This is a genomic window from Sphingomonas sp. Tas61C01 (genome assembly GCF_052567495.1).
On sequence record NZ_CP199583.1, the window covers coordinates 2948228 to 2962276 of the forward strand.

A 14049-nucleotide genomic window follows, 5' to 3' on the forward strand; every position below is an offset into this window, starting at 1 on the left:
AATCATCGCTCCGGCCCACGCGGTCAAGGTTGCACCGTTTCGCCGCGCGAGCGGAAAGTGCCGTCGCAATCGCGATAGCCCTCTTTTGGGATCGCAGCGGGTTGGGGCGGACGGGGGCCAAGCAGGCGCGTCGCCGCAGCGAGCCGGCGGGCGCCGCGCGGGGTCCACCGGCTCCACCCAGTCTGATCGGCGCGCAGATCGGCGAACAGCTGCGCCCGGACAAAGCGCACCCGGTCGCGCGTGACCGCGTCCATCGGCCTGCGTTCGAGGGCGATCAGCGGGAGCAGCGCCCCGTCGCCGACCTCGCGCAGGTAGCAGAGGTCGATCGCCTTCGGAGTCTGCCCCCGGACGTTCCAGGCGGCGGCGACCGCGCCGAGATCAACGAAGGTGCAGATCGCGAGGACCACCGCCGCCGCCAGCGCATTCCAGTTGATCAGCCACCGTGCGCTGCGGCCCGCCAGGATGCGCCAGCAGATCAGGATCAGGCCGAGCGCCACCAGCGCCATCCAGGCGAGCGCCGCGATCCGCCAGGCGGTGAGCATCGACGAATCGATATAGTCGATCGTGCGCAGCGCGCTGGAGGCGACCAGCACCAGGTTCTGCGCGACCCACAAGGTAACCAGACGGCGCGCGAGCGGATGGCGTTCGCTGGGGCTTCCGGGGCGCAGCATCGCCAGCGCCATCACCCCTGCGATCAGCGCGGTGACGATCAGCGGATAGGCGCCGCGGTGGACATATTCGGTCTGCGTCATCCCCGCAGGCAGTGCGCCGCCGCTCCACAGGAAGGCGATGTCGAGCCCGTTCTGGACCGCGAAGATGATGTTGAAGAGAACCAGCGCGATCAGCACCGAGGGCAGCGAGGTGCCGGGCAGCGCGGGTTCGGCATCGGGGAGCCGCGCGGCGAGGCGCATGACCATCGCGTCCGGTCTCAGGCTCGGCCACAGGCAGAGCGCCACGAACGTCCATTGAATAACCCGGGCCGGGGCGGGAAAGCGGATCGCCGCGAGCGTTTGCGCGATCAGCGGGTTGGCGGCGGCGAACAGGATCAGGAATGCCGCACAGCCAATCACCGGCAGCGCCAGCATCGCGGCGAGCGCGAGCGGGTTGGTCCGCCGCCCGCGGCTGCGTCGCGCCAAGCGCTGCAGGTCGCCGATCAACCGCGTCGCCGTGCTGAAGGCGTGAATCGCGAGCCGCGCCGCCCAGCGCCAGGCATCGTCGAAGGCGGCGGCCTTCGGCAGCAACGCGGCCATCGAGAGCGCGCACCAGAACAGTGCCCAGGCGAGCAGGCCGGGGTCGTCGATCAGCGCCACCGCGAACACGGAAGCCGCGCCGACCGCGATCCATGCACGGCGATCGCGGCGCAGGTCGATGCGGGCGATCAGCAGCGCGATCAGCCATGCCGCGGCGAACACGCCGATCATGGTGCCCGAAAAGGCATCCTGGAACAGCCGGTCGAAGCCGATCACCAGCACCAACAGCACCGCGCATTTGATCAGGAATCCGTGTCGCATCTACGCATCCTCCTCGAGATGCGACGGCTCTAGCCGCGGCGGATCAGGCGATGATGCCGGTCCGGTGGACAGCGCATGGCGCTGATGTGCAGATCGCGTGCAGGCGCCCCTCGTCGGGCGAAAATACCGCGAACCATTTGAAAGATAACCAGCACCTGCGATACGCAAGCATATCGCTTCGTAGCGGGGGCCGGAGAGGCGCCGCTTGTGGGCCAGGTGAGAAGGTGAGCATCGCTAGTGACAAGTCCGCTCGAACATCGTCTGTCCCAATATCTGGCGCTCACCTTCGCCGAACGCGATGCGCTGCGCTGGCTCGAGCGGCGCGAGCGGCAATATGCGGCGGGGGAGGTGGTGGTACGCGAGGGCGAGCCGCTCGACCTGATCTTCATCGTCGCCTCGGGCTGGCTGCACGGATCGGTACAGCTGAAGAATGGCGGGCGGCAGATCCTGCGCTTCTATTTCGTCGGCGACATCACCACGACCTTTTCGATCGCCTGGGGCAGCAGCGCGGCGACGTTGACCGCGGTCAGTGCGTGCACCTTGTTCGAGATGCCGCGCGACGCGCTCGGCCGGCTGTTCCGCGATCATCCGCGTCTGGGGGCATTGCTCTATGCGGTGAGCGCGTCGGAGAATGTCGCGATGGCCGACCGGCTGACCTCGATCGGGCGCACCGACGGGATGACGCGGATCGCGACGCTGTTGCTCGATGTCCGGTCGCGGCTGCGGATCGCCGACGGGCTGGACGACGGCATGTTCGAACTGCCGCTGACCCAGCAGGATCTCGGCGATGCGGTGGGGCTGACCAAGACCCACGTCAATCGCGGGCTGAAGGCCCTGACCGAGACCGGGCTGATCGAGCGCGACGGGCGAGTGATCCGGATCACCGATTTCGAAGCGCTGTCAGCGCTCGTCGATTTCCGCGACCGCCACGGCCACGTCGCTATCGACTGGCTGCCGCCGGTCGGGGGCAAGGGTGACATAGATCACTCCGGTCCGCGGGTCAGCGAACATATGTAACGATCGCAAACTATTTTCTCGTTTTCTCGTCGATCCTGCTGAACCCATGCCGACGCCGCGACTTGGCTTTGCTCGGGCCGTCCGAGTTGCGGGCAGGCCAATCGGGAGAACAAGCATGGCGGATCGTCTTGGCGTTGCGATCGTCGGCGTCGGCGGCGCGGTCGCGACCACCGCGATCGCAGGTGTGGAGATGATCAAGGCGGGGTCGAACAGCCTGGAAGGGTTGCCGCTCGCGGACCGCGACGTCGCCGGGATGGTGCCGTACCGCGACCTGCATTTCGGCGGCTGGGACCTGACCGAGGACACGCTCGGCGCCTGCGCAATGCGGCACGGCGTGATTGGGGAAAAGGAGCTCGCCGACGGCGCCTCCAAGCTCAACGAGATGCGGCCGTGGAAAGCGGCGGGAAGCACCGCCTATTGCGCGAACATCGACGGCGGCCACAAGCTGGCGAGCGGGCACCGCGCGGTGGTCAGCCAGATCCAGGACGATCTGCAGCGCTTCCGCACCGAACAATCGCTCGACCGCGTCGTCGTGATCAATCTCGCCTCGACCGAGCGCCAGCCGGGCGGCGATGCCGCCTGCCTAGAATCGCGCGAGGCGTTCGAACGCGGGCTCGACAGCGACGATTCCGCGATCAGCCCGGCGATGCTTTATGCCTATGCGGCGATCGATGCGGGCACGCCCTATGCGAACTTCACCCCGTCGATGGCAGCGGACGTCGCGCCGCTCGCCGACTTCGCGCGCGAACGCAACGTGCCGGTGGCGGGCAAGGACGGCAAGACCGGCCAGACCTTCATGAAGACCGTGATCGCCCCGGCCCTGCGCGACCGCGCGCTGCATGTGGACGGCTGGTTCTCGACCAACATCCTGGGCAATTCGGACGGGCTGGCGCTCGACAATCCCGACGCGCTGAAGTCGAAGCTGGGCACCAAGGGCAGCGTGCTCAACCAGATACTCGGCTACCCGGTCGAGGATCATATCGTCATGATCCATTATTATCGCCCTCGCGGCGATGACAAGGAAGCCTGGGACAACATCGATATCACCGGATTCCTGGGCCAGAAGATGCAGCTGAAGCTCAACTTCCTGTGCAAGGACTCGGTGCTCGCGGCGCCGCTCGCGATCGAGATCGCACGCTGCCTCGATCTCGCGCATCAGCGCGGCGATGGCGGGGTGCAGGACCAGATGGGCGTGTTCTTCAAGCTGCCGCAGACCCGCGACGGCAGCGATCCGGTGCACGGCTTTCCGGAGCAGCAGCTGATCCTCGACACCTGGCTGGGCGACAAGACCGCGTGAGCGGCGCCTTGTCGCCGGACGTCCTGCCGCTGTTCCGCGAGCTTGGCGATCTGAAGCGGATCCATTCGGCCGACCGCATCGGATCGATCGCGGAGCGGCTGTTCCTCAGTGGCTGGACGGCCTTGGTCGCGGGTATGCCCGTCGGCGAGGTAATGGAGCGCGTCGTCGCCGCCGCGCTCGCGGCCGCTCGGCTGGGGGATCTGGACGCGGGCAAGCTGCGGTCGCTTGGACTGCCTGCTGGTGGCGTCGCGACGCTGGAGGCGGGGTTCGACGCCGTGGCCGGCGATCTGGTCGAGGCGCTGGCGGCTCGACTGCGGGCGGCGCTGTCGGCCGGCGCGCCGCCGACCGGCGCGGTGCCGGCGTTCGTCGGCAAGCTCGCCTGGCAGCCACGTGCCGGCGTCACCTGTCCGGGGCGGGCGCGGATCGTGTTGCAGCCGACCGAGAATCATGCCGAACATTGTCTGATGGTGGCGGTATATGCGGTGATCGCGAGCCCCTGGTACGGTGCCGATCCTGCGGCGGCGTTCCTGGCCGCGATGGCGCATCACCTCCACAACGCCGAGATGCCCGACAGCGGCTACACCGGCGAGATGCTGCTCGGCGCGTCGCTCGACGGGGTGATCGCGCGCGCCCGCGACAATGCGCTGTCGGAGCTGCCAGCGGCGCTGGCGGATCAGGTGCGGGAAGCGTTGGTGCCGATCGCGGGCGATGTGACACCCGAGGCGAAGACGTTCCACGTCGCCGACGTGCTCGACCGCGTACTGGAGATCGACCAGCATCTGCGCGTCCGACACCTTACGATGGCGGCGGTGCTGGACGACTATGGCCTGGTGCATGACGGCCCGGTCAAGCCGTTCCACGATCGCGTCCTCGCCGACGCCGGGCTGGCGTGACGTATCGCTCGCCACTGTCCGGGCGTGCGCTGGTCGCCGACACGCCGCACTCGCTGGCGGCGTCGGGCGAGCGGTGGCCGGTGGTGAACGGCATACCGTATCTGCGGGTAGCGAGCGAGGGGCTGGTCGCGGTCGCGCTCGATCATCTCGATGCGGGCTGCCCCGACGATGCGCTGGTGGCGCTGCTGACCGACCAGGACGAGTGGTGGACTGGGCCGGCGACCGACCTTCGCGAGCTGCAGCGGCTGGTGCGCGAACGGGACACTCTTTCGCTGCGCGACGCGATGCCGCTGCTGAAGCTGGGGCCGGTGGCGGATTACTTCGCGTATCGCTGGGTCGATCCGACGTATCTGGCAGGGCTGGCGTTGATGGAGGCGCATTGGCGGCAACCGGCGTGGGCGTTTGAGCTTGCTTGCGGGATCGGCCATTATCTGCGCGATCTCGCCCGAGTAGGTGTGGCTTGCGTCGGCGCCGACGTGGTGTTCGCGAAATGCTGGATCGCCAAGCATTGGGTGGCGCCGAACGCCGATTATGTGGTGTTCGACGCGGGCGCGACCTGGCCGATCGAACGCGCGCGGTTCGATCTCGTCGCGTGCCACGATGCGTTCTACTTTCTGCCCGATCAGGCAAATGTCGCGCGGCGGTTGCGCACCCTCGCCGCGGACGATGGCGTCGTGGTTGTGAGCCACCTTCACAATATCGACTATCGCGGCAGCGCGAAGGGGCCGGCCCGGTCCGCGGCGGAATGGCGCGCGCTGTTCCCCAACGCGGTGGTCTATGACGAACGCGCGCTGCTCGATGCGCTGTACGAAGCAGAGGTTCCGGCGCCGGTCGGCTGGCGCGACGATCCGGACGTCGAGGCCTGGTCGATCGTTGAAGGCGGCGGCGCGACGCGAGCCGTCGACGGCGGACTGGCGTTGCCCGACGCCGCGGCGTCGTTGCGCGCTAACCCGTTGCTGGACGGCGATGCGGTCGCCTGGCCGTCGGACCGTTGGCGCGACGAATATGGCGCGGGGTGCCGCTGGGCCGATCGGGGTGCGGGCGATCCGGTGCGCGTGCGCCGCGTCGTCGACTTGCCGGAGCGCTGGTGATGCGCTGGGGCATCGCTGGGTTCGGCTGGGTCGCCGCGGACTATATGGCGCCGGGAATCCGTGCGGCCGGGGGCGAGGTGACCGCGGTCGCAGACCCGTCGGCAGGGGCGCGCTCGCGGGCGGAGGCGCAGGGCATGCTCGCCTTCGACACCGCGGAGGCGATGCTGGCGGCGGGCGCGTGCGATCTGCTCTACGTCGCAACGCCGAACGATGCGCATCTGCCGCCGGCACGGGCGGCGGCGGCGGCCGGGATACCGGTGCTGTGCGAAAAGCCGATGGCGGCGACGATCGACGAGGCCGAGGCGATCGCCGCGGTGGTCGGCGGCAAGCTGCTCTACGGCACCGCGTTCGATCAGCGTCACCACCCGGCGCATACCGCGATGACGGCGGCGATCGCGGCGGGGTCGATCGGTCGGCCGGTCGCGATCCGCATCCTCTATGCCTGCTGGGTCGATCCGTCCTGGTCGCCCGATGGCGGCGTGCACGACAACTGGCGTGCCGATCCGAAGCGGGCCGGCGGCGGTGCGGTGATCGATCTCGCGTTGCACGGTCTTGATCTTGCTGAGCGGCTGCTGGGGGAGCCGTTCGCGCGACTGTCGATCGAGCTGCAGCGGCGGATCCACGATTATGCCGTCGACGATGGCGGGATGCTCACCGGGCGCACCGCGTCGGGCGTGCTGTTCCAGAGCCATGTCGCGTATAATTGCGCGGAGACGCTCCCGCGACGACGGCTCGAGGTGCTCGGCGAGCGCGGCCTGCTGGTCGCGACCGACACGATGGGTCAGACCGCGGGCGGTACGCTGGTGCGCCGCGCGAGCGACACCGGCGAGGAGGTCGCGATCGACTACGACCGGACGCGATCGCCCTTCGCCGCGCAGGCGGCGGCGTTCATGGCTGCGGCGCGCGGCGAGCCGCATGATTTCTCGATCACCCGCGATCTCGCGCTGATGCGGCTGTTCGACGGCGCCTATCGGGAGGCTTCGACATGGCTCTGAGCTGGTTCGCATGCGCCAATTGCGGGTTCTGGCAGCGCCATTTCGCGCCGCCGGACTGCCCGGTGTGCAGCGACGTGCGTAACGACCTGCCCGAAGACGGCTGGCGCTTCCTGCCCGAGGCGGAGGTCGCCGCGACGCATACCGGCGACGCGCGGCAGATCGCCGACGATCTTTGGGCTTTCACCACCAGCCCCGCGCTAGGACTGGCGGGCACCGGCTGGCTGATCGTCCGCGAAGGCGGCAATATCGCGTTCGAGGCGGCGCCCTATCATTCCGACGCGATGCTGGCGCAGATCGACGCGCTGGGCGGCATCGCCTTTCTCGCGGCCAGCCATGTCCATGGTTACGGCGCGCTGTTTCAGCTCCAGCGCCGGTTCGATCCCGCGATCGTCGCCATCCAGAAGGAGGATCTGCGCTTGACCAAGGCGTTCCGCGTAACCGCGCCCTATGACGAGCAGTTCGCGCTCGCGCCGGGGTACACGCTGCATCAGGTCGGCGGGCATTATGACGGACAGGCCTGCCTCCACGATGCGCGCGGTGGGCGGCTGTTCTGCGGCGACATGTTCAAGATCGATCAGGATGCGACAGGTAATTCGACCGCGATCTCCAGCCACAAGGCGTTCCACAAAGATATCCCGCTGACCCATGCAGAGCTGCGGCGCTACCGCGACACCATCGCGCCGCTGGCGTTCGACGCGGTGCTGACGCCGTTCGAATACGCACCGGAGGTGGACCGCGCGGTCGCGCTCGCCGCACTCGACGAGGGATTGGCGCGCGCGCCGGGCGTCAAGCGGTTGCCGCTGTGAGGTCTGGTCTGCCCCATGATCTGGGCCCCGCGGCGCACGCGTATCTCGATGCGTTTCCGGCGGGCGATGTCGTCGCGTTCCCGATCCATCAGCTCGACACGCTCGGCTTGCCGGTATGGGTGGTCGCGCTGTTTCCAGAGGACGATGCGCTTTCCGGGATCATGCCCTACGGCGTCGGTTACGGCGCCACCGACGAGGCGGCGGTGCTCGGCGGGCTGGGCGAGATCGCCGAGATGGTGTGGCCGACGCTGACGCTGGGCGAACGCGCGAAGACGAAGGGCAGCTATGCCGATCTCGTCGCCAGCCTGGGCGCGCGCGCGGTCGCCGATCCGCTCACCTTGTGCCTGCCCGCCGGGTCCGAAGTCGGACGCGACACGCCGCTCGACTGGGTGGAGGCGCGGCGCTGGGCCGACGGATCTAGCGTGCTCGTGCCGATCGATCTCGCCGCCTATTCGGCGAAGGAGCTGTCGCCAGGCTATAGGCCGTTCACGACGATCATCTCCAACGGCATGGGCGCCGGCCCCGATCTCGACTGGGCGGTCGGGCACGGGCTGTGCGAGATCCTCCAGCGCGACGGCAACGGCCTGCTGTTCCGCGCGCTCGACCGCGGCGCCACGCTGGATCTCGACGTGCCGCTGGCCGAGTCGAGCCGCGCGATCCTCGATCGCTTTGCCGCGAGCGGGATCAGGGCGATGCCGAAGTTCGCCACTGATCAGTTCGGCCTGCCCAACCTGTATTGCGTCGGCATCGACGAGGCGCGCGCGCCCACCGCGCCGATCATGGTCACCGCGTGCGGTGAGGCGTGCCATCCCGATCGCACCGCCGCGCTCGACAAGGCGCTGACCGAATATGCCGCGAGCCGCGCACGCAAGGCGTTCGCGCACGGGCCGGCCGATCTGGTCGCGACGGTCGCGCCCGACGGCTATGTCCGTCGCTTCCTGGCCCAGGCGGGCGGTGCCGCGAAATCGAGCGACACGCGCGCGTTCGACGCGATGCGCGACTGGACGCAGCGCGATGCGGATACGCTGCGCGGCTGGCTGGCGGAAACGATGCTATCCGAACGATCGACCCACGCCTTCTCCGCGTTACCGAGCCAGCCCGCCGTCGACGGTCATGCGCGTGCCGCCAAGGCGCGGGCGGCCGTGGAGGCGGCGGGGTTCGACATCCTCTATGTCGACATGTCGCCCGCCGACCGCGCGGTAACCGTGGTGAAGGTGATCGTGCCGGGCATGGAGGTGGAGACGATGAGCTATTACCGGATCGGCGCGCGCAATGCGGAGAAGCTGCTGGCGATGGACTCCCCGCTGATCGGGTTCGGCGAGCCGACCGAGATCATGCGCGAGATCCGGCTGACGCCGGCGGACAGCGAGCGACTCGGGCGACCCTTGTTCGACACCGTCGCGGCCGACGCCATCGTCGGATCGCTCTACCCGCTATACCGCGAGCCCGAGGCGCATCACGTCGCCGCCCTGGAGCAGCAGGCATGACGCTGCGCTTCGCGTACAACACCAACGGCGCCGCCAACCACCGGTTGGACGACGCGATCCGGCTGATCGCGGATGCGGGGTATGACGGCATCGCGCTGACGCTCGATCATCATCATCTCGACCCGTTCGCCGACGACTGGCAGCGCGAGGCGGAGCGGGTGGCGGGGTTGCTCGATCGGCTCGGGCTCGGCAGCGTGATCGAGACCGGCGCGCGCTATCTGCTGGATCCCCGGCGCAAGCACGAACCGACGCTGATCGCGCCCGATGCGGAGGGGCGTGCGCGCCGCGTCGGGTTCCTCCGTCGCGCGCTCGATATCGCGGCAATGCTGCGCAGCGAGACCGTGTCGTTCTGGGCGGGCGTGCCGCAGGACGGGATCGACCACGACGCGGCGTTGCGCTGGCTCGACGACGGGCTCGCGCAGGTGCTCGATCATGGCGAGGGGTGTGGCATCGACGCTAGCTTCGAACCCGAACCGGGGATGCTGATCGAAACGGTGGCCGATTACGACCGCCTGTACGCCGCGCATCCGCGGCTGAAGCTCGCGCTCGATACCGGCCATTGCCTGGTCACCGAGGACATCGATCCTGCCGACGCGGTGCGCCGCTATGCCGACCGGATCGGCACCGTCGCGGTCGAGGACATGCGACGCGGCGAGCATGTCCATCTGCCGTTCGGCGAAGGCGACATGGACGTCTCGTCCGTGATCGCGGCGTTGGAGGGGATCGGCTTCGCGCGGCTGGTCTGCGTCGAACTTTCGCGCGAGAGCCCGCGTGCGCACGCCGCGATCCCCGAGGCGATCGGCTATCTGCGCGGTATCGCGACGTGAGGATCTGCTTCGTCTCGCGGCGCTTCTTTCCCGCGATATCGGGCATGTCGATCTACGCGATCAACCTCCTCCGCCAGCTGGTCGCGGCGGGGCACGACGTGACGATGATCAGCCAGTTTTACGGCGATCCGGCGAAGCGCCGCGTCTATGGCGGCGGCGCGCCGCCCGCGGTGACCGGCGTCCGCGTGATCGGGCTCGAGGCCATGGGCGAGCAGGACGGCGGCGATTTCGAACGCGACGTCGACGCGATGATCGCCACGATCGTTGCCGAGCACGCGGCCGCGCCGTTCGACGTCCTGCATGCGCAATATGGCTATCCGACCGGATGGGCGACGCTGCTGGCGGCGCAGCGGATCGGGGTTCCCTGCGTGGTCTCGATCCAGGGCGGCGACGGGCATTGGGTCGGATCGTGCTGCGATACCCACCGCATCGCGATGGAACAGGTGCTCGCGCATGCCGGCGCGGTCCTGATCGGCGGCACGAGCTTCGCCGAGGAGGTTCACGAGCGATTGGGGACGCCGCTGTCGCGGTTCACGATCGTGCCGGGGGCGGTGGATACCGAGCGGTTCACCCCCGGCGATCCGAGCGACGGGCCGGTGCGATTGTTCTATCACGGACGGGTCGATCGTCGGAAGGGCGTGCTCGACATGCTGCACGCGCTGCCCGGGGTGGCGGGCGATTGGCGATGCACGGTGTCGGGGATCGGTCCCGACTACGACGCGGCGCGCGCGCTGGCGACCGAGCTGTCGCTCGACGACCGCGTCACTTTCACCGGCTATGCGGACTACGACGCGGTGCCTGCCCTCTACCGCGCGCACGACGTTTTCGTGTCGCCAACCTATGCGGAAGGGTTCTCGAACACGATCCTGGAGGCGATGGCGAGCGGCCACGCAGTGCTGTCGTGCCGGTCCGTGGGCGTAATCGATTGCCTGCGCGACGGCGAGAACGGGCTGCTGGTCGAGGCGGGCGACATCCCGGCGCAGACGGCGGCGCTCGACCGGTTGATCGCGGACCCTGCGCTGCGCACGCGACTGGCAAAGGCGGCGCTAGAGGAGTGCCGGCGTGTTTACAGCTGGCATGCGGTGGGCCGGCAGATCGTCGGCGTCTACGAGGCGTTGCGCGGCACCGCGCCCGCGACCGGCATCGCCGAGGCGATCCCGATCGCACCGTGCCGGTTCCGCGCGGAACCGCATCTGCTGTGAGACACATCGTCGCGATCTCGCCGCATCTCGACGATGCCGCCTTCTCGGTCGGCGGACTGCTGGCGGCGCGCGCGCGCGCGGGCGACCGAGTGACGATCGTGACCTGCTTCACCGGCAACGTCGCGCGGCCGCAGGGCTTCGCGCTGGCGTGTCAGCTCGACAAGGGGCTCGATCCACAGGTCGATTACATGGCGCTGCGCCGCAAGGAGGATCACGCGGCGTGCGCGGTGATCGGAGCCGAGACAATCCACCTGCCGTTCCTCGAAGCGCCGCATCGCGGCTATGCGAGCGCGCCGGAGTTGTTCGCGGCGCGGCGGATGGACGACGGGATGCTGCAACCGCTGACCTATGCCTTGCGCGAGGTGGTGGACGATCTGGCGCCCGATCTGTTGCTAGGGCCGCGCGCGATCGGAAACCATGTCGATCACTGGATGGTGCGCGACGCGCTTGCTGCGACCGGGCGCACGCCGATGCTGTGGGAGGACTGGCCGTATCTCCGCCGCGCCGGACCGACCGACGATATGCCCGTGGTACGGCACCGGCTGAGCGACGCCGACCGCGACGCGCGGCTGGCGATGTGCGAAGCGTACGAGTCGCAGCTCGGCTTTCAGTTCGGCGGGGCGGCGGGGCTGGAGGCGCTGATCTCCGGGGTGATCGAGGAGCGGCTCTACCCGGTCTGAGCTCAGCGACTTACGTCGTCGGCCACACCGCCATGCTGGTATCGACGAGCTGCGACAATTCCGCGCAGGTCGCGCCCGATCCGCCCTGAATGGCGAGACCCTGCATCAACGCGAAGAGGAACCGCACCAGCGCGGGCGCGGTCAGGTGCGTCGGCACCTCGCCCTCCGCGACCGCGCGTTCGAAGCGGGCGATCAGCGCGGCTTCGGAGGAGGCGCGGCGCTTCATCACCTCGGCCTTGATCGGCTCGGCTTCGGCGCCGCACGCCGCAGTGCTGATCACGCCCAGGCAGCCCTTGGGATCGCAGCTGCTGGTCTGCATCTCGAGCGCACCGCGCAGCAGCCGTTCGGCGACGCCACGCGCGGTCGGCGCTTCTAGCGCCGATGTCATGTAGGTCAGCTTTTCGCGCTCGTAGAGATCGAGTGCCTTGTGGAACAACGCCTCCTTGTTCCCGAACGCGGCGTAGAGGCTGGGCTTGGTGATCCCCATCGCCGCCGTAAGCTCGGTCATCGACGCGGCCTCGTAGCCGTTGCGCCAGAACACCGTCAGCGCCTTGGCGAGCGCATCGTCGACATCGAACTCGCGCGGGCGGCCCTTCAGGGCGGGTGGAGCGAGGGCAATATCCATACCGAACGGTATGTAGGGATTTTATCGCTCGCGTCCAGTGACCTGGCCCGACGCCGCCGTGCTCAGGCGGGACTCGCCACCGCGCCGTCGAGCGCCGCCAGCTCGCCGCTCTCGCGTCCCTTGCGGCCGTAGAAGAGCTCGAAGAGGGGCGTCGCCATCACCGTGGTGACGATCGCCATCAGCACCAGCATCGAGAATAGCGTCGGCCCGATGATCCCCTTTTGCAGGCCGATGTTGATGATGATCAGCTCCATCAAGCCCCGCGAGTTCATCAGCGCGCCGATCCCGAGCGCGGTGCGGTTGTCCTCGCCCGACAGCCGCGCCGCGAGATAGCAGGCACCGCCCTTCGCAATCACCGAGGCGATCAGGATGCCGAGCGCGATCAGCAGCAGCGAGGGCGAGTTGACCATGTCCATCCGGGTGTTGAGCCCCGAATAGGTGAAGAACATCGGCAGCAGCAGGACCACCGCGAGCGGCTCGACCTTGCGCTTGATCTCCTGCGTGAGCAGCCCGCGCGGCATTACCGCGCCGAGGATGAAGCCGCCGAAGATCGCGTGGATGCCGACCGCGTCCATCAGGAACGCCGACGTGCAGAACGCCGCGAGGACGACCGCGAGCACGAAGTTGCTCATCTCGCCCTCGCGTTCGACGATCCGGGCGAGCGGGGCCAGCAGACGCGGACCGGCGAGGATCACGAACGCCGCCCACGTCAGTCCGCCGCCGATCGCGAGGATCGCGACACCGGCGCCGCCCCCGAAGGTCGCGAGCACGATCGCGAGCACGCACCACGAACAGGCGTCGTCGAAGGCGCCGGCGGTGAGCGAGAGCGTGCCGAGCGACGAATCGGCGAGGCCGCGTTCGTTGATGATCCGGGCGAGCATCGGGAAGGCGGTGAGCGCGATGCAGGCGCCGAGGAACAACGTCGCGTTGCCGGTGCTGATGCCGGGCGCGAACAGGCCGGGGACGGTCAGCAGCCAGGGGGTGATCACCACCGCGATGCCGAACGGCGCGGCGATGCCCGCGAAGGACACCATCGACGCGCTTTTCGCCTTCGATCGGAAATGATCGAGCCGCAGCGTCGTGCCGACGAGGAACATGTACAACCCGACCCCGAGCTGCGCGCCGGCATAGAGGACGTTGCGCGTTTCCTTGGGGAAGATCGCGCCCTGCAGGCCGGGAAAGACCAGCCCGAGCAGCGACGGGCCGAGCACGACGCCCGCGATCATCTCGCCGACGACCTGCGGCTGCCCGAGCAGCTTCTTGCCGAGCCAGCCGACCACGCGACAGGCGACCAGGATCACCGCGAGTTGGAGGAAGAAGTGGATGCTGAAGTCGCCAGGCGCATAGCTGGCGGGAGCGCCGGGAGCGGCAGGCCCGTGGGCGCCCAGCACGCCGCCGAGCGTCTTGCTAAAACTGTCGAACCAGCCTTCCATTCGTCCGTCTCCACCCCCGATCCACGCCGTTCCGCGGATTCCGTGAGCGGCAGAAGCACCGCCGTCGGTCGCTTGCGCAATGGTTTTCCGGTGGCAGCCGAGCCGATTTCGCGGGTGGGCGGGCAAAGCGTTGCGGCAGCAACACAGAATAGGTACGTACCTACATTGTTGAAGCGGGGACGTAG

The 14049-nt window shown here is 68.7% G+C and carries 13 protein-coding genes; 10 read left to right on the plus strand and 3 right to left on the minus strand.

All coding sequences use genetic code 11. From position 1 onward, the window contains the following. Positions 1-23 precede the first annotated feature (23 nt). A complete protein-coding gene (locus tag ACT009_RS13855) occupies positions 24-1511 on the minus strand; it encodes a DUF4153 domain-containing protein (RefSeq protein WP_445191645.1) in 1488 nt (495 codons plus the stop codon). A 237-nt stretch (positions 1512-1748) separates the two neighbouring features. Here ACT009_RS13855 and ACT009_RS13860 point away from each other — a divergent pair, with 237 nt between their 5' ends. The 10 genes from ACT009_RS13860 (at position 1749) to ACT009_RS13905 (ending at position 11806) form a co-directional block, all read left to right on the plus strand. Further along, entirely contained in the window at positions 1749-2528 is a 780-nt protein-coding gene (locus ACT009_RS13860; protein ID WP_445191646.1) for a Crp/Fnr family transcriptional regulator, read from the plus strand. Positions 2529-2643: 115 nt separating this feature from the next. Beyond that, positions 2644-3825, plus strand: coding sequence for an inositol-3-phosphate synthase (locus ACT009_RS13865; RefSeq protein WP_445191647.1), 1182 nt, complete (start codon positions 2644-2646; stop codon positions 3823-3825). Then, complete coding sequence (locus ACT009_RS13870) at positions 3822-4718, plus strand: hypothetical protein (RefSeq protein ID WP_445191648.1); 897 nt, start codon at positions 3822-3824, stop codon at positions 4716-4718. The genes ACT009_RS13865 and ACT009_RS13870 overlap by 4 nt, the downstream gene beginning before the upstream one ends. Continuing rightward, positions 4715-5809, plus strand: a complete 1095-nt coding sequence (locus tag ACT009_RS13875; RefSeq protein ID WP_445191649.1) for a class I SAM-dependent methyltransferase — start codon at positions 4715-4717, stop codon at positions 5807-5809. Before ACT009_RS13870 ends, ACT009_RS13875 begins: the two co-directional genes overlap by 4 nt. Next, positions 5809-6804, plus strand: a complete 996-nt coding sequence (locus ACT009_RS13880; RefSeq protein WP_445194106.1) for a Gfo/Idh/MocA family protein — start codon at positions 5809-5811, stop codon at positions 6802-6804. Before ACT009_RS13875 ends, ACT009_RS13880 begins: the two co-directional genes overlap by 1 nt. Next, on the plus strand, positions 6795-7610 hold the full coding sequence (locus ACT009_RS13885; RefSeq protein WP_445191650.1) for a hypothetical protein: 816 nt from the start codon (positions 6795-6797) through the stop codon (positions 7608-7610). Before ACT009_RS13880 ends, ACT009_RS13885 begins: the two co-directional genes overlap by 10 nt. Next, positions 7607-9097 (plus strand): YcaO-like family protein, encoded by a 1491-nt coding sequence (locus ACT009_RS13890; RefSeq protein WP_445191651.1) that lies wholly within the window; start codon positions 7607-7609, stop codon positions 9095-9097. The genes ACT009_RS13885 and ACT009_RS13890 overlap by 4 nt, the downstream gene beginning before the upstream one ends. Beyond that, complete coding sequence (locus ACT009_RS13895; protein WP_445191652.1) at positions 9094-9924, plus strand: sugar phosphate isomerase/epimerase family protein; 831 nt, start codon at positions 9094-9096, stop codon at positions 9922-9924. The genes ACT009_RS13890 and ACT009_RS13895 overlap by 4 nt, the downstream gene beginning before the upstream one ends. A gap of 44 nt (positions 9925-9968) precedes the next feature. Beyond that, positions 9969-11126 carry a glycosyltransferase family 4 protein gene (locus ACT009_RS13900; RefSeq protein ID WP_445191653.1) on the plus strand — a complete coding sequence of 386 codons (1158 nt, stop codon included), beginning with the start codon at positions 9969-9971 and terminating at the stop codon, positions 11124-11126. Next, positions 11123-11806 carry a PIG-L deacetylase family protein gene (locus tag ACT009_RS13905; RefSeq protein WP_445191654.1) on the plus strand — a complete coding sequence of 228 codons (684 nt, stop codon included), beginning with the start codon at positions 11123-11125 and terminating at the stop codon, positions 11804-11806. The genes ACT009_RS13900 and ACT009_RS13905 overlap by 4 nt, the downstream gene beginning before the upstream one ends. Before the next feature lie 10 nt (positions 11807-11816). Here ACT009_RS13905 and ACT009_RS13910 read toward each other — a convergent pair whose 3' ends face one another. Continuing rightward, on the minus strand, positions 11817-12431 hold the full coding sequence (locus ACT009_RS13910; protein WP_445191655.1) for a TetR/AcrR family transcriptional regulator: 615 nt from the start codon (positions 12429-12431) through the stop codon (positions 11817-11819). Positions 12432-12493: 62 nt separating this feature from the next. Then, positions 12494-13864: a cation:proton antiporter gene (locus ACT009_RS13915; RefSeq protein ID WP_445191656.1), complete on the minus strand. Its 1371-nt coding sequence runs from the start codon at positions 13862-13864 to the stop codon at positions 12494-12496. Between the last annotated feature and the right edge of the window lie 185 nt (positions 13865-14049).